General features: G+C 73.5%; 16 protein-coding genes and 1 pseudogene. 8 read left to right on the top strand and 9 right to left on the bottom strand.

Going from position 1 to position 16,328, the window contains the following annotated elements; translation table 11 throughout:
• Positions 1–337 precede the first annotated feature (337 nt).
• Positions 338–1,093 (top strand): annotated as a pseudogene (locus AB0H75_RS34990) (AfsR/SARP family transcriptional regulator); the annotation flags it as partial.
• A gap of 486 nt (positions 1,094–1,579) precedes the next feature.
• On the opposite strand, the gene AB0H75_RS34985 reads toward AB0H75_RS34990, so the two are convergent.
• A complete protein-coding gene (locus AB0H75_RS34985) occupies positions 1,580–2,722 on the bottom strand; it encodes a sensor histidine kinase (protein WP_367803912.1) in 1,143 nt (380 codons plus the stop codon).
• Between the two features lie 137 nt (positions 2,723–2,859).
• Between AB0H75_RS34985 and AB0H75_RS34980 the strand changes: the two genes are divergently transcribed.
• Complete coding sequence (locus AB0H75_RS34980; protein ID WP_367803911.1) at positions 2,860–3,114, top strand: hypothetical protein; 255 nt, start codon at positions 2,860–2,862, stop codon at positions 3,112–3,114.
• A gap of 194 nt (positions 3,115–3,308) precedes the next feature.
• Positions 3,309–4,448: a cystathionine gamma-synthase gene (locus tag AB0H75_RS34975; RefSeq protein ID WP_367803910.1), complete on the top strand. Its 1,140-nt coding sequence runs from the start codon at positions 3,309–3,311 to the stop codon at positions 4,446–4,448.
• 70 nt (positions 4,449–4,518) lie between these two features.
• On the opposite strand, the gene AB0H75_RS34970 is transcribed toward AB0H75_RS34975, so the two are convergent.
• Positions 4,519–4,950, bottom strand: a complete 432-nt coding sequence (locus tag AB0H75_RS34970) for a hypothetical protein (RefSeq protein ID WP_367803909.1) — start codon at positions 4,948–4,950, stop codon at positions 4,519–4,521.
• Between the two features lie 10 nt (positions 4,951–4,960).
• Positions 4,961–5,086: a hypothetical protein gene (locus tag AB0H75_RS34965; RefSeq protein ID WP_367803908.1), complete on the bottom strand. Its 126-nt coding sequence runs from the start codon at positions 5,084–5,086 to the stop codon at positions 4,961–4,963.
• Positions 5,087–5,225: 139 nt separating this feature from the next.
• Here AB0H75_RS34965 and AB0H75_RS34960 point away from each other — a divergent pair, with 139 nt between their 5' ends.
• The 3 genes from AB0H75_RS34960 to AB0H75_RS34950 all read left to right on the top strand — a co-directional run bounded on the left by AB0H75_RS34960 (position 5,226) and on the right by AB0H75_RS34950 (position 7,514).
• The gene (locus AB0H75_RS34960) at positions 5,226–5,648 is read left to right on the top strand and encodes a DUF6292 family protein (protein WP_367803907.1); all 423 of its coding nucleotides are present in this window, start codon (positions 5,226–5,228) and stop codon (positions 5,646–5,648) included.
• A gap of 71 nt (positions 5,649–5,719) precedes the next feature.
• Positions 5,720–6,493 carry an SDR family NAD(P)-dependent oxidoreductase gene (locus tag AB0H75_RS34955; RefSeq protein WP_367803906.1) on the top strand — a complete coding sequence of 258 codons (774 nt, stop codon included), beginning with the start codon at positions 5,720–5,722 and terminating at the stop codon, positions 6,491–6,493.
• Positions 6,494–6,500: 7 nt separating this feature from the next.
• Entirely contained in the window at positions 6,501–7,514 is a 1,014-nt protein-coding gene (locus AB0H75_RS34950) for an RNA polymerase sigma-70 factor (RefSeq protein WP_367803905.1), read from the top strand.
• Here AB0H75_RS34950 and AB0H75_RS34945 read toward each other — a convergent pair.
• Positions 7,472–8,245: a response regulator gene (locus AB0H75_RS34945; RefSeq protein ID WP_367803904.1), complete on the bottom strand. Its 774-nt coding sequence runs from the start codon at positions 8,243–8,245 to the stop codon at positions 7,472–7,474. The two genes, AB0H75_RS34950 and AB0H75_RS34945, sit on opposite strands and share 43 nt — an antisense overlap.
• Entirely contained in the window at positions 8,242–9,408 is a 1,167-nt protein-coding gene (locus tag AB0H75_RS34940) for a sensor histidine kinase (protein WP_367803903.1), read from the bottom strand. The genes AB0H75_RS34945 and AB0H75_RS34940 overlap by 4 nt, the downstream gene beginning before the upstream one ends.
• A gap of 148 nt (positions 9,409–9,556) precedes the next feature.
• On the opposite strand from AB0H75_RS34940, the gene AB0H75_RS34935 reads away from it, so the two are divergent.
• On the top strand, positions 9,557–10,252 hold the full coding sequence (locus tag AB0H75_RS34935) for a hypothetical protein (protein WP_367803902.1): 696 nt from the start codon (positions 9,557–9,559) through the stop codon (positions 10,250–10,252).
• On the opposite strand, the gene AB0H75_RS34930 is transcribed toward AB0H75_RS34935, so the two are convergent.
• The 4 genes from AB0H75_RS34930 to AB0H75_RS34915 all read right to left on the bottom strand — a co-directional run bounded on the left by AB0H75_RS34930 (position 10,227) and on the right by AB0H75_RS34915 (position 14,957).
• On the bottom strand, positions 10,227–10,682 hold the full coding sequence (locus AB0H75_RS34930) for a GNAT family N-acetyltransferase (protein ID WP_367803901.1): 456 nt from the start codon (positions 10,680–10,682) through the stop codon (positions 10,227–10,229). The genes AB0H75_RS34935 and AB0H75_RS34930 overlap by 26 nt on opposite strands.
• Before the next feature lie 38 nt (positions 10,683–10,720).
• Complete coding sequence (locus AB0H75_RS34925) at positions 10,721–12,685, bottom strand: VWA domain-containing protein (protein WP_367803900.1); 1,965 nt, start codon at positions 12,683–12,685, stop codon at positions 10,721–10,723.
• Positions 12,686–12,734: 49 nt separating this feature from the next.
• Positions 12,735–13,496 carry a hypothetical protein gene (locus AB0H75_RS34920; protein WP_367803899.1) on the bottom strand — a complete coding sequence of 254 codons (762 nt, stop codon included), beginning with the start codon at positions 13,494–13,496 and terminating at the stop codon, positions 12,735–12,737.
• Between the two features lie 63 nt (positions 13,497–13,559).
• Entirely contained in the window at positions 13,560–14,957 is a 1,398-nt protein-coding gene (locus tag AB0H75_RS34915; protein WP_367803898.1) for a sigma 54-interacting transcriptional regulator, read from the bottom strand.
• 172 nt (positions 14,958–15,129) lie between these two features.
• On the opposite strand from AB0H75_RS34915, the gene AB0H75_RS34910 reads away from it, so the two are divergent.
• Entirely contained in the window at positions 15,130–16,305 is a 1,176-nt protein-coding gene (locus AB0H75_RS34910) for an FIST N-terminal domain-containing protein (protein ID WP_367803921.1), read from the top strand.
• The last annotated feature ends 23 nt before the right edge of the window (positions 16,306–16,328 follow it).

Genomic DNA, 16,328 nt, shown 5'->3' with positions numbered 1-16,328 from the left:
GTCGTTGGTGGTGCGGGAGGGGGGGCGGTATCGGTTGCTGGAGTCGGTGGCGGCTTATGGGGTGGAGCGGTTGGCGGAGGCGGGCGAGGCTGAGGCGATCGCGCGGCGGCACGCTTGTTACTACACCGACCTCGCCGAACAGGCGGACCTCAGAGGCCCGGGGCAGCGGGAGTGGCTGGCGCGGCTCGACGCCGAGACCGCCAACCTGCGGCTGGCGCTCGCCGGGCCGGAGGCGTTGCGGCTGGCCGACGCGCTCGCCTGGTACTGGATCCTGCGGGGCCGGCTGGGCGAGGCACGCCGGGCGCTGGCCGGCGCGCTGAAGGCGTACGACGAGGGAATGTGCGACCACGCGGGCGCGGACCGGCTCGCGGCGCGGGTCTCCGTGTGGCTGGCCGGGGTCGAGATGCTGCTCGGCGAGCCCGGCACGCCGGTACGGCGGGACGCGCTGGACCCGGCCGGCCGGGCACTGGCCGACTGGCTGCTGAGCCACGTCCGCTGGGCCTACGGCGACCGGGCGGCGCACGAGGCGGCGGCCGGCCGGGCGCTGGCCGCGTACGAGGAGCTGGGCGACCGGTGGGGGACGGCGGCGGCGCTGTGCCTGCGCGCCAAGCTCGCCGTCGGCCGGGCGGACCTGGACGCCATGGAACGGGACGGCGAGCGCGGCCTGGCGCTGTTCCGCGAGCTGGGCGACGAGTGGGGACAGATCGAGGCCATGGACGTGCTCGACCGGGCGGCCGAGATCCGCGGCGACTACGCGAAGGCGGCCCGGCTGCGCGAGGAAGGGCTGCGGCTGGCCGAGGAACTGGGCTTCGAGGTGTCGTTCAAGCTGGCGGCGCTGGGGCGGATCGCGCTGCTCTCCGGCGACTACGCGCGGGCCGACGACCACCACGAGCGGGCCCGGCGGCTGGCGGTCGAGCAGGCCCACCGGTCGGCCGAGGAGAACGCGCTGCTCGGGCTGGCCCTGAGCGCCCGGCGGCAGGGCCGGTACGAGGAGGCGGAGGCGTACCTGCGGCCCGTGCTGGACTTCCTGCGGCGGGTGCGGGGGACGCCCGGGATCGCGTTCGTGATGGCGGAGCTGGGCTTCGCCGCCGAGCAGCGGGGCGACGCGCAGGCGGCGCTGGAGCGGCAGCGGGCGGGGTACGAGGCCGCCCGCGCCACCGGCGACCCCCGCGCGGTCGCGCTGTCCCTGGAGGGTCTGGCGGGCGCCCTGTCACTGCCCGACGCGCCGGACGTGCCGGGTTCCGTGCCGGACGTGCCGGGTCCTGCGGCGGGCGCGCCGGGCGCGGCGGGTGGCCGGTTCGTGCGGGCCGCGCGGCTGCTCGGTGCGGCGGCGGCCGTCCGGCGGGCCGTGGGGGCGCCGCTTCCCCCGGGCGAGCGGCACGACGTGGACAGGATCGCCGCCCGGCTGCGCGCGACCCTGGGAGAGGCCGCCTTCGAGGCCGCGTTCGAGGAGGGGCGCGAAGCGGGGTTCGAGGCGGAGCTCGCCGGGGATGGGCACGCGTCCGCCGGGGATGGGCACGCGTCCGGCGGGGCGGGGACGCCGTCGCCGGAGGGACGCCTCGGTGCGGCAGGGAGCGCGTCAGGGGAGGGGGAACTCGGCGACGACCTCCCAGGCGCCCTCGGGGGAGGGCCCCGCGTAGAGCCGCCCGCCCAGGGCCTCCACCCGCTCGGCCATCCCGACCAGTCCGAACCCGCCGCCCAGGCGGGCCACCCGCGGATCTGACGCCGAGCCGAAGTTCCGCACCCGCAGCACCACCGTCCGCTCGTGCCGCCGCAGGTCCGCCTCCACCCAGGCGGCCCGCGCGGCGTGCTTGCGCACGTTGGTCAGCGCCTCCTGCAGCACCCGGTGGAGGGTCGTCATGACCTCGGGCGGCAGCGTGTGGTCGTCCAGGCCGGTGCCGATCTCGAAGGCCACCTTGGGGCCGTCGGCGGAGAACCGGTCGGTCAGCATGCGCAGGTCGGCCAGGGTGGTGCCGGGCCTGCGGGCGGCTTCCTCCTCGGTACGCAGCACCGTCACCATCCGCCGCATCGAGGTCAGCGCCTCCGAGCCGGCCGCGGCGATCGCGTCCAGCGCGGGCAGCACCGCCTCCGGCCTGGCCTCGGCGACCGTGCGGGCGGCCTGCGCCTGGACCACGATCCCGGTGATGTGGTGGGCGACCAGGTCGTGCAGCTCGCGGGCCAGCTCCAGCCGCTCCGCGCGGCGTACCGAGTGGACGGCCTCCGTGCGCCGCTCCTGCTGGAAGCGCAGGTACCCGCCGGCTCCCGCGGCCATCGACCAGCCGGCGAACAGCAGGAACGAGAAGCCCAGCCCCGCCCCCTGGTAGTCGCGCGCCACGGCCTCCGCCATCAGCACGATCAGCGCGGAGCAGGCCAGCGTCGCCGCCCGGCGTACCGGCTCGACGTGCCGCAGCACGCCGATGACGAGGACGAGCAGCGATCCGGTCTCCGCCATGCCGGGCAGGCCGTTGAAGTCGCCGGTGCCGATGGTGACGGACGTCCCGAAGGACAGGGCGAGCATGATGCTGAAGCCGTCCACGCGGTGCTTGCGCCGCAGCACCACGGCCGCGATCCCGGCGGCGCCGCAGAACGGCACCACCCACTGCACGCCGCCGACGCTCACGGCCGCCCCCAGGTCGAGCAGGAACAGCAGGCCCAGCCAGCCGAGCATGGCGAACTCGCTCAGCCGCCGGACCCAGTACAGGAGGCGTTTGGTCTCACCCACGCCCATGAGCCTAGGTCTCTGGTCGGATGCCCAGTATCAACCGTTCGGCCGAGCCGGGGGCCCGCGAACCAGCCCTTCAGCGGAGGCGGGGGACGGGGGCCGCGACGGATGCTGAAGAGGTCGGAAAGGGGACAGAAATGGTTGCCATCGGGTTCGCGCTCCTGGGGGTCGGGCTGGTCGTCGCGGTGTTGCTCGCGCTGGCCGACCCCGTGCTGGTCTCCCGTCTCAACGGGGAACCGGCCGAGGGCGGCAGCGGCCGGCATCTCAACGTCCCGCCGCACCACGAAGCGGGCGGGCCGGACACCGGGATGCGGGACGCCGCGGCGGGCGTGGTACGGCTCACGCCCCGCCCGCCCGCCGGCGTGGAGCGCCGCGCGCCCGAGGCGGCCTGACAGGACCGGCTCGCGCGGGCATGGTGCGCGAGCCTCGCGGGCGGCCGTTGGGGGACGGCGCCCGCCGGGACGGCCCGCGGTCCGGTTGGGACGGGATCGCGGGCCGTCTCCGCCCCCACCCTGGGGTGCGGGCGGCGCGGCGGCCAGGACGGAGGCGGGGGGACGGGGCCCCGGGAGTCCGTTAACGTGGCCCTATGAGCAACGGTTTTGAAACCCTGGCGATCCACGCAGGTCAGGAGCCTGACGCGCTGACCGGCGCGGTCGTGCCGCCGATCTACGCCACGTCCACCTACAAGCAGGACGGCGTGGGCGGCCTGCGCTCGGGATACGAGTACAGCCGCTCGGCCAACCCCACCAGGACCGCGCTGGAGGAGGCCCTGGCGGCCGTGGAGGGCGGGGCCCGCGGTCTGGCGTTCGCGTCGGGGCTGGCCGCCGAGGACACCCTCCTGCGCGCCCTGTGCAGGCCGCAGGACCACATCATCATCCCCAACGACGCCTACGGCGGCACCTACCGGCTCTTCGCCAAGGTGCACGAGCGCTGGGGCCTCCACTACGACCCGGTGCCGCTGCACGACCTCGACGCCGTGGCCGCCGCCATGACGCAGAAGACACGGCTCGTCTGGGTGGAGACGCCCACCAACCCGCTGCTCGGCATCGCCGACATCGCCGCGCTCGCGCAGCTCGCCCACGACAACGGGGCGCTGCTGGTGGTGGACAACACCTTCGCCTCGCCGTACCTCCAGCAGCCGCTCGCCCTGGGGGCGGACGTCGTCGTCCACTCCACCACCAAGTACGTGGGCGGCCACTCCGACGTGGTCGGCGGGGCGCTGGTCGCCGCCGACGCCGGGCTCGGCGAGGAACTGGCCTACCACCAGAACGCGATGGGCGGGGTGGCCGGGCCGTTCGACGCCTGGCTGACGCTGCGCGGGCTCAAGACCCTCGCCGTCCGCATGGACCGCCACTGCGACAACGCCGAGCGGGTGGTCGATCTGCTGCTCGCGCACCCCCGCGTGACGGGCGTCCTGTATCCGGGGCTGGCCGAGCACCCGGGGCACGAGGTGGCGGCCAAGCAGATGAAGCGGTTCGGGGGCATGGTGTCGTTCCGGGTCGCCGGGGGCGAGGCGGAGGCCGTGGCGGTGTGCGACCGGGCCAGGCTGTTCACGCTGGGGGAGTCGCTGGGCGGCGTGGAGTCGCTCATCGAGCACCCCGGGCGGATGACGCACGCCTCGGCGGCCGGGTCGCCGCTGGAGGTGCCCGCCGACCTGGTGCGGCTGTCGGTCGGCATCGAGACGATCGACGACCTGCTCGCCGACCTCACGCAGGCGCTCGGCTGACCACTCTCCCGGCCGCTGTCCTGGCCGCTGTCCTGGCCGCCGTCCCGACCGCCGTCCTCAGGGGCCGGGCTCAGCTCGGGACGACCATCAGGAACAGGATCACCAGCCAGATCACCGCCACCAGGCCGCTGATCGCGGCGATCCGCCCGTTCTGCACCTTCGCGTCGTCGGCGGCGTCCTCGCTCGCGAGGACCCGCACGGCGGTGCGGAGGTCGCGGTCGACGATCACGAGCAGCACGGCCGCGACGATGAACAGCGTCATCGACGCCGTGATGTACCACCTGCCCAGCACGCCGCCGCCGAGTGCCGCGCCGAGCGCCAGCCCGAACACGAACACCCCGATCGAGCCGATGCTGTAGACCCGCGTCAGACGCTGGATGATCTGCAGCGCGGGCACGTTCTTGTTCCTGATGACGCGGGGCGCGGTCATCGTCGCGGCGGTCACCGGGCCGATGGTGAAGATCGCGAATCCGATGTGCAGCCAGAGAAGCAGGGTCGACATGCCGGAGAGACTAGTCCCCGGCGATCTCGACAGGTGACTCGACACTCTCTTTGCTGACAACAGAGCAATGCATGATGAGCTCCATGGCGGTGATCGTCACGGCCATCATGACGATGATAAGAATCGTGGCAATCATGGGCTCACCTCCTTCCCCGTGCCGGACGTAAATATCGTCCGTAATGACTAGACGCCCGTGCAACGGAATAAGTTCGGCCCGGGTATGGTTGATGACCGTCTCGTTTCTCTTACCGTCAGGGCACAAGGGGGTGCCGTCCGTGGCCATCAGGCATGTCGAGCCGTACAGCGACGAGTGGCTGCAGCAGCCGATCAGCTATGTGCGCCAGGTCGTCGATCAGCTCGGAGCCGAGGTGGATCACTGGTGGGAGGGCCCCTGCGATCCGCGCGGCGCCACGCTCAAGCTGGCCGACGGCAGCGCGCTGGTGTGGGACGAGGAGAGCGGCTGGCGGCTCGGCACGTACGTCGCCGGCGGTCCCGGCCTCCACACCGAGCTGACCGGCGTCCGCTATCTGGGGAACGGCCTGCTCCCGCGCCCGGAGCGCGTCCCGGCGGCCCTGGCGGACGCCCGCGGCGGCGTGGGCGCCAGCACGGCCTGGCGCCCCTGCTACCGCTCGCACCGCAACTGCCATGACGGCTTCGACCTGGCCCTGGCCTTCTACACCCGCCTCGTGGACGCCTGAGCCTCCGCCTTCGCGGTGTGGCGTCGGTCACGGCATGTCACTGGCGAGCGGGACGTCTCGTCTTAAAGGGCATGACGCACAAGGACATGACGGATGCGGGCAGGACGGATGCGCAGCGGACCTCGGTGCTGATCACCGGCGGCAACAAGGGCCTCGGCCTGGAGACCGCCAGGCGGCTCGGCGAGCTGGGCTGGAAGGTCTTCCTGGGCTCGCGTGACGAGGGCCGGGGCCGGGCCGCGGCCGGCAAGCTGGCCGCAGGCGGCGCCGACGTGGTGCCGGTCCCGCTGGACGTGACCTCGGAGGAGTCGGTGGCCGGCGCCGTGCGGCTCGTGCGCGAGCACACCGACCGGCTGGACGTGCTGGTCAACAACGCCGGCGCGCCGGGCCACGCCGTCAACCCCGCCGACGCGACGGCCGAGGAGCTGCACGCCGTTTACGACACCAATGTGTACGGGCCGGTCAGGGTCACGCACGCGTTCCTTCCCCTGCTGCAGGCGGCCGACAACCCCCGGGTGGTGATGGTGTCCAGCGGGGGCGGCTCCTTCGCGGTCGTGACCGATCCCGGCCAGGCCGTCTCGAAGATGCACGAGCTGGCCTACAGCTCGTCCAAGGCGGCCCTGAACATGATCACCGTCCGGTACGCCCAGGCGCTGCCGCACATCAAGTTCAACGCCCTCACCCCCGGAGAGGTCGCCAACCGTAAGTTCACCGCCACCGACATGAACCACCACACCGGGCAGCTCACGGTCACCGAGGGCAGCGACCCGATCGTCAAGCTGGCGACCCTCGGCCCCGACGGGCCCACCGGGACCTTCATCGACCGCCTCGGCCCCGTCTCCTGGTAAGCCCGCCATGACCAAGACCGGCGACCTCCAGCACTTCCGCCCGCTGCTGTTCTCGATCGCGTACCGGATCCTCGGCAGCGTGGACGACGCCGAGGACGCGGTCCAGGAGACCTGGCTGCGGTACGTGACCTCGGAGACCGAGCCCGACTCGGTCCAGGCGTACCTGTCGACCGTGGTCACCCGGGTCGCGATCGACATCCTCCGCTCGGCGCGGGTGCGGCGGGAGGCGTACGTTGGGGAGTGGTTCCCCGAGCCGCTGCTGGAGGACCCCTACGAGGACCCGGAGCGCTCGGCGGAGCTGGCCGACTCGCTCTCCATGACGGCGCTGCTGATGTTGGAGCGGCTGAGCCCGCTCGAACGGGCGGTGTTCGTGCTGCGCGACGTGTTCGCCTTCGACTTCGAGGAGATCGCCGCGGCCGTCGGGCGGTCGGAGGCGGCCTGCCGCCAGCTCGCGGTACGCGCCCGCCGGCACATGAACGAGGGCCGCCCCCGGTTCGCGGCCGACCGGCGGGAGCGGGCCGAGCTGGCCGGGCGCTTCTTCGAGGCGATCAAGGAGGGCGACGTGGCCGCGCTGCGGGAGGTGCTGGCGGCCGACGTCCAGACGGTGGGCGACGGCGGCGGCAAGGCTCCGGCCCTCGCACGGGCCGTCTCCGGGGCCGGCAACGTGGCCCGGCTGTTCGCCTCCCTGGTCCCCGCGCTCCTCGCGACCGGCGCCACGATCGAGCCCCGCGAGGTGAACGGGCAGCCGGGGGCCGTCTTCCGCGACCGGGACGGCAGGGTCATCAACACGCTGTCGCTCGACATCCACGACGGATGCATCCAGACGATCCGTGCGGTGGCCAATCCAGACAAGCTCCGGCATCTCGGCCCGGTGGCCGACGCCTGGCGGATCAACCAGGAGCTGCGCGAGGCCCGCCGCGCCCCCGCCGGGTCCGGCGCGCCTCAGGAGGAGGGCCTGCCTCAGGATGGGGACGCGTCTCAGGACGGGGGCTCGCCGGGGCGGACGAGGCCGGACTCGTAGGCGTGGCGGACCGCCTGGGCGCGGTCGCGCAGGCCGAGCTTGGCCAGCAGGCGGTTGAGATGGGTGCTGACCGTGGCCTCGGCGATGGCGAGGGCGCCGGCGATCTCGGCGTTGGACAGACCCCGCGCGATCAGGCGGAGGACCTGCTCCTCGCGGGCGGTCAGGGCCGAGGCGGGCGGCGGGGGCGCGGGCGGCGAGGTGCGGCGGTAGGCGTCGACCACGCGGGCCGTCACCGCCGGGTCGAGCAGGATCTCGCCGCGGGCGGCGCTGCGGACGGCGGCGAACAGGTGCTCGGGCGGGGAGCCCTTCAGGAGGAAGCCGCTGACGCCGGCGTGCAGGGAGCGGTCGAGGTTCTCGTCCGTGTCGTACATGGTGAGCATGATCACGCGGGGGGCCGGCGGCGTGGCGAGGATGCGCCGGGCGGCCTCCAGGCCGTTGAGCCGGGGCATGGCGATGTCGAGGAGCGCGACGTCCGGGCGGCGGGAGCGGGCGAGGTCCACCGCCTGCTCGCCGTCCGCGGCCTCGGCCACCACCGCGAGGTCGGGCTGGGTCTCCAGCACCAGGCGCAGTCCGGCGCGGATCATGGCCTGGTCGTCGGCGATCAGGATACCGATCGGGCCGGTGTGCTGCTCGCCGCTGCTCTGCTCGCCGCTGCTCTGCCCGCCGCTGCTCTGCCCGCCGCTGCTCTGCCCGCCGGCGCTCTGCCCGCCGGCGCTCTGCTCGCCCGTCACAGGGGAAGCACCGCCTCGACGCGGAAGCCGCCCTCGGGGAGCGGCGCGGCGGTGAGGGTGCCCTGGAACAGGGCCGCCCGCTCGCGCATGCCGATCAGCCCGTGGCCGCCCGGCGCGGCGGCGACCGGCGGCCGGTGGCCCGGCGGAGGAGGCTGGTTCGTGACCTCCAGGCGCAGCTCGGCGGGACGGTAGGCCACGGTGACCGCCGCCCTCGTCGGGCCGGCGTGCTTGAGCGCGTTGGTCAGCGACTCCTGGACGATCCGGTACGCGGACAGGTCGAGACCCGCCGCCAGGGGCACCGGCTCGCCCCGGACGTCGAGGGTCACCTCCAGGCCCGCCGCCCGTACCTGGTCCAGGAGGTCGCCCAGGCGGTCGAGGCCCGCGTGCGGTGTCAGGCGGTCGGTGTCGGCGGCGCGCAGCAGGCCGACCATGCGGCGCAGCTCGATCAGCGCGGACCTGCCGGCCTCCTCGACCGTGCTGAGCGCCTCGCGCTCGCGGCCCTGGCCGGCGGCGAGCATCAGCCGGACGCCGCCGGCCTGCATGGTCATCACGCTGACGCTGTGGGCCACGATGTCGTGCAGCTCGCGGGCGATGCGGGCGCGCTCCTCGGCGACGGCCTCGCGGGCCAGCAACTCGCCGCGCTCGGCGGCCTGGACGGCGAGCACCCGGTGCCGGCGTACCGCCAGGCCGGCCCCCGCCGCGATGGCGGTCATCACCAGGGCCACGGCGACGTCGCCAGGACCGGCCGCCGGGGAGGTGCTGGCCAGCATGCCGGCCACGTACGCGCCGGTCGCGACCAGGCCGACGGCCACCTTCGCGCTGCGGTGCGCCATCTCCGACAGCAGGGTGAACAGCAGCACGAGCTGCGTGTAGAACTGCCAGGCCGCCGGGGGCTCGCCGACGAGGACGAAGGCGGCGACGTTGGCGGCCGAGTAGGCGGCCAGGACCGCGAACGGCGCCCGCCGCCGGAACAGCACCCCGCCGGCCGCGACCACCCCCGCCACCGCCCACCAGGAGGCGTGCTCGCGCACCGGCGCCATGCCGCGCTCGCTCAGCTCCTCGGCCACCGCGAACAGCGCCACCACGACGGCGACGAGCCAGTCCGCGAGCGAGGGGGCGAGAGAGGTGGCCGGGGACGTGCGGGCGAGGCGCTGGCGGAGCATGAGGTGAGGGTAACCGGCACACCGGATGCAACGTTCCATATCACCCCAAGTAGCCACAGACGGCCAGGAAGAATCCACCGCACGGGGGACGGCCGGTCAAAGGCTGCTTTGACGACGGCGGGCGGCCCCGATCCGTACGTTCCTCCGCATGCTTACCAACGCGAACGCCTTCCGCCGCACCGCGGCCGGGGCGAGCCTGCTGCTCGCCCCCCTCTGCCTCCTCCTCGGCATGATCACCGACCCCAGCGAGCCGGGCGTCGACGACCCGATGGCCTACGCCGACAACCCCGGCGCCGTGGGCGTCAGCGCCACCCTCCTCCACTACGCCTGGGTGTTGTTCGTGCCGGGCGTGATCGGCATGGTGCACCTCGTGCGGCGCAGGGGCGTGGTGCTGGCCAACCTCGCGGGCGTGGTCACCGTCCTCGGGCTCATCAACTTCTCGTCCCTGATGATCTCCGACTTCTTCGACATCGTGCTCTTCAAGACCCTGCCGGTGGAGCAGGCCGAGAAGCTCATGCAGGACGCGGCGCAGCCGGCGATGATCGCCGCCTGGCAGTTGCCGGGAATGATCGGCTCGTTCCTCGGCCTGGTGCTGGTCGCGGTCGCCTACGCCTGGGGTGGGCGGGCCGGCTGGTGGTTTCCGGTGGCGGTGCTCGCGGGCCTCGTGATCTGGCTGGTGGGCGCCGGCCAGTGGAACCTGGTGCTGGGGCTCGGCGGGCCGGTGGTGCTGCTGCTGGCCTTCGGGTACGCCGGCGTGCGGATGATGCGCATGAGCGACGCCGAGTGGGCCGGCCAGGCGCAGCCCGGGGCGGCGGCGGTCAGCCCGAGCGCAGCACGAGCATGACGTGCTCGTCGTCGCCGTGCCGGACGACGCCCTCCCGCTGGAAGCCGTGCCGTTCGAGCAGGCGCACCGAAGCGGTGTTGCCGTGGTGCGGGTCGGCGTACAGCGGGCGGGTCTTCTCCTCGGCCAGGAAGAGGCCGAGAGCGCGGGTGCCGATGCCGCGGCCCCAGAACGCGCGGCCCATCCAGTAGCCGACGAAGCGCCGCTCCCCCTCCCACCAGGCCACCAGGTTGCCCGCGACCGCGCCGTCCACCTCGATCGTGCGCACCCGGTTGGCCGGGTCGCCGAGGACGTTGTCGCGCCAATGGCTGAGGAAGCGCTCCCGCGGGCGGGCGGGGAAGCGCGACCTCCGCACCGCCTCCGGGTCGTGCTCCTGCGCCAGGAACACCTCCAGGTCGCTGTCCGCCACTTCCCTGAGCCGCACGTCGTCCATGACCCGGGAGTCTGGCAGGCGGCACCGACAGAACCGGGTCAGCGGGCCCGGCGCAGGCGCAGGAAGTCGCTGACGACGTACTCGCCCAGCCGCTCGGCGCTCGGCGAGAACACCCGGCCGCCGTTCCTGCGCGCCACCTCGTCCACGAACTCCTTCAGCCGGTCGTCGGCGGCCAGCATGAAGACGTTGATCGTGGCCCGCCGCCGGGTCATCTTGTCGATCTCGGCCAGCGTGAGCTCCAGCGTCTCGTGCGAGGGCGGCCACTCGAAGGCCGAGCGGCCGTTGCGCATGAGGTGCGCGGTCGGCTCGCCGTCCGTGACGACCAGCACCACCGGCTCGAAGTCGGGGTGCCGGTCGAGGTGGCGGCCGGCGATGAGCAGGGCGTGGTGCAGGTTGGTGCCCTGGACCATGTCCCAGTCGAGCCCGGCCAGCTCGTCCGGCTGCAGCACCCGCGCGTAGTTGGAGAAGCCGATGATCTGCACGGCGTCCTGCGGGAACTTCGAGGCCACCAGCGCCTGGAGGGCGAGGGCGGTCTGCTTGGCCGCCGCCCAGGTGCCGCGCAGCGCCATCGAGTACGACAGGTCCACCAGCAGGCACACCGCCGCGGCCGTGCGCCGCTCGGTCTCGGCCACCTCGAAGTCGTCCACGGACAGGCGCACCGCCGTGCCCGCCCCGCCGCCGGGCCGGACGCCGCCCCTGCGCACGCCGTTGACCAGCGTCCTGACCACGTCGAGCGGCTGCTCGTCGCCGAAGCGCCACGGCCGCGACGAGCCCGTGAGCTCCCCGGCCGAGCCCACGTCGTGCTGGTCGTGGTCGCCGCGCCGGCCCGCGTCCAACGAGGAGAACACCCGGCGCAGCGCGGTCTCGCCGAGCCGGCGCACCGCCTTCGGGGTCAGCTCCAGCTTGCCGCGCCTGCGCAGCAGGTAGCCCTGCTCCTCCAGCTCGCGCTCGATGCGCTTGAGCGCCTCCAGGTCGTCCACGGCGGAGCGGCCGAGCGCCCGGCGCACGGCGGCCTCGTCCACGTCGTCGAGCCTGGCGCCGGGGTAGTCCTGGCGCAGGGCGGTCTCCAGCTGGGTCAGGTCGGCCAGCTCCTCCAGCGCGGTGACCGCGTCGCCCATGCCCAGCGGCTCCTCGCCGGTGAGGCGTTCGGGGGCGTTCCAGGCCAGGTCGGGGCGGCGGGCGTGCAGGGCCTCGCCGAGGCGGCGCATCTGGTCCGACAGCCCGCTCTGCTCCAGCGTCTGGTTGATGAGGTTGCTCAGCTCCTCGCGCTGGCGCGGGGTCATCGAGGCCAGCATGCGCTGCGTGGCGGCGGCGCGGCGGGCCAGGATGTCGACCAGCTCCTCCAGGTCGCGCGGCCGCTCAGGGAACAGGTCGCCGTACTTGTCCATGAACGCGGCGAAGTCGGCCTGCGTGTGCTCGCCGCGGGCGTCCCTGTCGAGCATGTCGTTGAGGTCCGACATCATCTGCCGGACGCGCTCCATGGCCTGCGGGTCGGGGTTGGCCAGCGCGTCCCGCAGCCCCCTGAACTGGGCGTCCAGGACCTCGCGGCGCAGCAGGTCGCGCAGCTCCTCGAAGGTCTGGCGGGCGGCGGCCGAGCGCCAGTCGTAGGTGCTCAGCTCCTGGATGGCGCCGGCGGTGTCGTCCGGGAGCGCGTCGAGCCCGGCCTCGCGCAGCCGCGCGTCGTCGGAGGGGTCGGGGAACAGCTCGGCCCGCTCCTGCCCGATGGCCTTGTCGAGCAGCGCCCGCGCCTTCTCCAGCGTGCCGTCCAGCCGGCCGCGCTCGCGCAGGTCGCGGCGGCGCCGCCGGACCTCCCGCAGCATGTCGTCCAGGCCGCGGCGGTCCTGGGCGCCGGGCAGGCCGCGCTTGAGCAGGTCGCGCAGGGCGTGGACCGGGGTCGAGCCCGACAGGATCGCGTCGCCCATCTCGTCCAGCGCCGCCCGGACGTCGTAGGGCGGAGCGAGGGGATCGGGGCCGTCGTGGTACTCGCCATAGCGGTAGGCCATCACCCTCCCACGCTAACCCGGAATGTCCGTTCCCGGGGCGCCGGCGGCCCTAGGCATCCCCGTAGACCTCCCAGACCTCGTCGATGCCGCCGGTCTCGGGCGAGTAGCGGAGCCGCGCGAGCACCGGGTGCTCGACCGGCTTCAGCGCTCTGGTCAGGTCGGCGTGGGTGCAGGGCTTCCGGCCCAGGCCGCCGCGGCCGGCGTTGACCGGCTTGCCGGCCAGCCAGCCGTCGCCGCAGCGGGCCGTGGTCCGGTAGAAGGACGTGAGGTAGGAGTAGCCCAGCTTGTACGTCCTGCCGTCGCCGGCGAACAGCACCGTCCGGTCGTCCAGGCGCTTGATCGTCCCGCTGGCGGTGCGCGGGGCCGGCCAGTCGCTCACCAGGATCTCGTTGACCTTCACGGCCTGCCCGTCCCGGTACTCCACGCGCAGCGGCGTCGCGCCGCGCTCCAGCGCCGCGGCCAGGTCGGCGGGCCGGCACGCGGTCCTGCCGAGGCCCTTGGCGTCCACCGCGACCCGGCCCTCGGTCTCCTTCAGGTCGCAGGCCACCGTCACCCGGCCGAAGGCGGCCTTCGCGTAGCCGAGGCGGACCTCCTTCGCCCCGGCGACCGGCTTGAGCCGGTAGCCGAGGAAACCCTTCTTCCGCACGAGCGCGGCCGACTTCGGCACGACCCGCAGGAGCCCCTTGCCGTCGGGCCAGGCGTACCCGTAGACGACCGTGGCCGCCGCGGCCTGCGCGGGCACGGGCAGGGGCGCGGCGAGGACGCCTGCGGTGAGAGCCGCGGCGATGGCGCAGGCGAGCGGACGGCGCATGGTGGTCTCCCCCGTCAAACAGTGATCAGCCAACCACTTTGACGCGAAAGACCCCCCGCGCGTTCACGTGCGATAGACGGCCGTTCCGTCAAGGTCTTCCTTGGACAGGCGCCGCATGAGGTAAAGCCCCTCCAGCGCGAACTCCAGCGCCGCCGCGGCGTGCCCCGGCGACTCCTCGCCCGCCCCCATGCCCAGCCTGGACATGATCTTGGCGAGGCCCGGCACCGGGCCCATGCGGTGCAGCAGCTCGCCGGCCGGCACCAGCTCGCCGGACTCCACCTGGGTGCCCTCGGCGAACTTGTCGGTGACCGCCGACAGGTCCATGCCGCCCAGCCGGCTCCGGAACGTCTCCGCCGTCGCCCGGCGCAGCAGGTGGGCCAGGATCTCGGTCTCCCTGCCCTCCTCGCTGACCTCGAACTCCACCTTCCCCCGCAGGCTGTGGACCACGCAGGCCAGGTCGATCACCCGGGTGACGGCCCGCTCCTCGCCCGCGAGCGCGGCGCGGCGCACCGCGGAGGCCGCGGCCGTCTCGGCGGCGGCGATCGAGAAGCGCGCGGACACGCCGGAGCGGGCGTCCACGGCCGTGGACTCGCGGACCAGCCGGGTGAACCTGGCGATCACCTCGACCAGGTGCTCGGGGACGTCGGCCCCGATGTCCGGCACGGACTCCTGGCGGATGAGCGTCAGCTCGTCCTCGACGGTCAGCGGGTAGTGGGTGCGGATCTCGGCGCCGAAGCGGTCCTTCAGCGGGGTGATGATCCGGCCCCGGTTGGTGTAGTCCTCGGGGTTGGCGCTGGCGATGAGCAGGATGTCGAGCGGCAGGCGCAGGTTGTAGCCGCGGACCTGGATGTCGCGCTCCTCCAGCACGTTGAGCAGCGACACCTGGATGCGCTCGGCCAGGTCGGGCAGCTCGTTGACGGAGAAGACGCCCCGGTTGGTGCGCGGCACGAGCCCGTAGTGGACGGTCTCGGGGTCGCCGAGCGTGCGCCCTTCGGCGATCTTGATCGGGTCGATGTCGCCGATCAGGTCGCCCACGCTGGTGTCGGGGGTGGCGAGCTTCTCGCCGTAACGCTCGTCGCGGTGCTTCCAGGCGACCGGCAGCTCGTCGCCCAGCTCGCGGGCCAGCGCCCGGCAACGGGTGCAGACCGGCGCGTACGGATGATCGTTGATCTCGCACCCCTCGACGACCGGCGTCCATTCGTCGAGCAGCCCGGTGACGGTGCGGATGAGCCGGGTCTTGCCCTGGCCGCGCTCGCCCAGGAGGACCAGGTCGTGCCCGGCGAGGAGGGCACGCTCCAGATGTGGCAGGACCGTTTCGTCGAAACCGACGATGCCGGGGAACCGGGGCTCGCCCGCCCGCAGCTTGGCCAGCAGGTTCTCCCTGACCTCGGCTTTCACGGTGCGGTGGACGTGGCCGCTGTCCCGCAGCTCGCGGAGAGTTCGTGGCTGTGGCTGATGCACGGGTTCGAGACTACGTCCCCTGAGAGGAATGTGGCAGGGACTTCCACAACCAGGGGAGATTTCGGATCTTGACTATTGCGTGACGGTTCGTGTGCGTGCTTGTCCCTTTAGTGGGGAGAATCGGGACCTAGGGAACTTGGACATGTCGAGGGAGGCGAGACGTGTGGCCTTGATGACGAGCCGCTTCGCCGACGGCCTCGCCGTGGGTTCCGACCTGGTGGTGGCCGCGCAGAACGCCGTCGGCCGGGCCCTGTCGAGGCTCAGCGGCCAAGCCGACCTGGTCTGCTTCTTCATCTGCGGCGACGATCCCGACGACGTCGCCCGGGCCGGACAGGCCGCGATGGAGCTCGCGCCCGGGGCACACGTGATCGGTTGCAGCGCCACGGGGGTGATCGGCGACGGGCAGGGAGTGGAGCTGACCTCCGCCGTGAGCGCCTGGGCGGCGACCCTGGAAGGAGCCAGGGTCACCACGTTCGCGCTGGACACGCTGGCCGCCGAGGACAAGTTCGTGGTGGTGGGGCTGCCCGAGCGCGGCCCGGACGACCACGTGGCGATCCTGCTGGCCGACCCGTACACCTTCCCCACCGACGCCTTCGTCGAGCGCTCGGTGGACGTCCTGGGCGACCTGCCGCTGATCGGCGGCCTGGCCAACGGGCTGCAGGGCCGCGGCTCGGTCCGGCTGTTCGCCGACGGCAAGGTCTACCAGGAGGGCGCCATCGGCGTCCTGCTCAGCGGCCCGCTCCAGGTCAGCACCGTGGTCAGCCAGGGCTGCCGGCCGATCGGCCCCAGCATGGTCGTCACCGCCGCCGAGGAGAACCTGCTGCTGGAGCTGGCCGGCCAGCCCGCGCTGGCCCGGCTGGAGGACATCGTCAGCGACCTCGACGAGGACGACCGCGAGCTGGTCGCGGCCGGCCTGCAGATCGGCATCGCCATGGACGAGTACGCCGAGCGGCACGAGCGCGGCGACTTCCTCATCCGCGGCGTCATCGGCATCGACCCCGAGCGCGAGGCGGTCGCCATCGGCGACATCGTGGAGATCGGCCGGACCGTCCGCTTCCAGGTCCGCGACGCCGCCACCGCCGACGAGGACCTGTACGACATCCTCGACGCCCACCGCGAGCAGTTCGGCCGGGTGGACGGGGCGCTGCTGTTCTCGTGCAACGGGCGCGGCTCGGCCATGTTCGGCACCGCCGACCACGACCCCGTCGCGCTGCGCGACACGCTCGGGCCCATCGGCGTGGCGGGCTTCTTCGCCGCCGGCGAGGTCGGGCCCGTCGCCGGGCACAACCACGTCCACGGCTTCACCGCCTCCGTCCTGGTCTTCTCCAGCACGTCCGGCACGCCGTGAGCGCCCCGCCCCGCGCGGCGGCC

Origin of the sequence: Nonomuraea sp. NPDC050783 (genome assembly GCF_040802095.1) — a bacterium.
Lineage (GTDB): Bacteria > Actinomycetota > Actinomycetes > Streptosporangiales > Streptosporangiaceae > Nonomuraea.
The sequence above is the reverse complement of the archived record's forward strand: the minus strand, read 5'-3'. Positions and strand labels throughout refer to the sequence as shown.

Bases quoted from the DNA above. Each gene is read 5' to 3' on its own strand.
- AB0H75_RS34920 (WP_367803899.1), bottom strand. From the start codon at position 13,496: ATGCGCCGTCCGCTCGCCTGCGCCATCGCCGCGGCTCTCACCGCAGGC.
- AB0H75_RS34975 (WP_367803910.1), top strand. From the start codon at position 3,309: ATGAGCAACGGTTTTGAAACCCTGGCGATCCACGCAGGTCAGGAGCCT.
- AB0H75_RS34910 (WP_367803921.1), top strand. From the start codon at position 15,130: ATGACGAGCCGCTTCGCCGACGGCCTCGCCGTGGGTTCCGACCTGGTG.
- AB0H75_RS34925 (WP_367803900.1), bottom strand. From the start codon at position 12,685: ATGGCCTACCGCTATGGCGAGTACCACGACGGCCCCGATCCCCTCGCT.
- AB0H75_RS34950 (WP_367803905.1), top strand. From the start codon at position 6,501: ATGACCAAGACCGGCGACCTCCAGCACTTCCGCCCGCTGCTGTTCTCG.
- AB0H75_RS34935 (WP_367803902.1), top strand. From the start codon at position 9,557: ATGCTTACCAACGCGAACGCCTTCCGCCGCACCGCGGCCGGGGCGAGC.
- AB0H75_RS34940 (WP_367803903.1), bottom strand. From the start codon at position 9,408: ATGCTCCGCCAGCGCCTCGCCCGCACGTCCCCGGCCACCTCTCTCGCC.
- AB0H75_RS34930 (WP_367803901.1), bottom strand. From the start codon at position 10,682: ATGGACGACGTGCGGCTCAGGGAAGTGGCGGACAGCGACCTGGAGGTG.
- AB0H75_RS34965 (WP_367803908.1), bottom strand. From the start codon at position 5,086: ATGATTGCCACGATTCTTATCATCGTCATGATGGCCGTGACGATCACC.
- AB0H75_RS34980 (WP_367803911.1), top strand. From the start codon at position 2,860: ATGGTTGCCATCGGGTTCGCGCTCCTGGGGGTCGGGCTGGTCGTCGCG.
- AB0H75_RS34955 (WP_367803906.1), top strand. From the start codon at position 5,720: ATGACGCACAAGGACATGACGGATGCGGGCAGGACGGATGCGCAGCGG.
- AB0H75_RS34970 (WP_367803909.1), bottom strand. From the start codon at position 4,950: ATGTCGACCCTGCTTCTCTGGCTGCACATCGGATTCGCGATCTTCACC.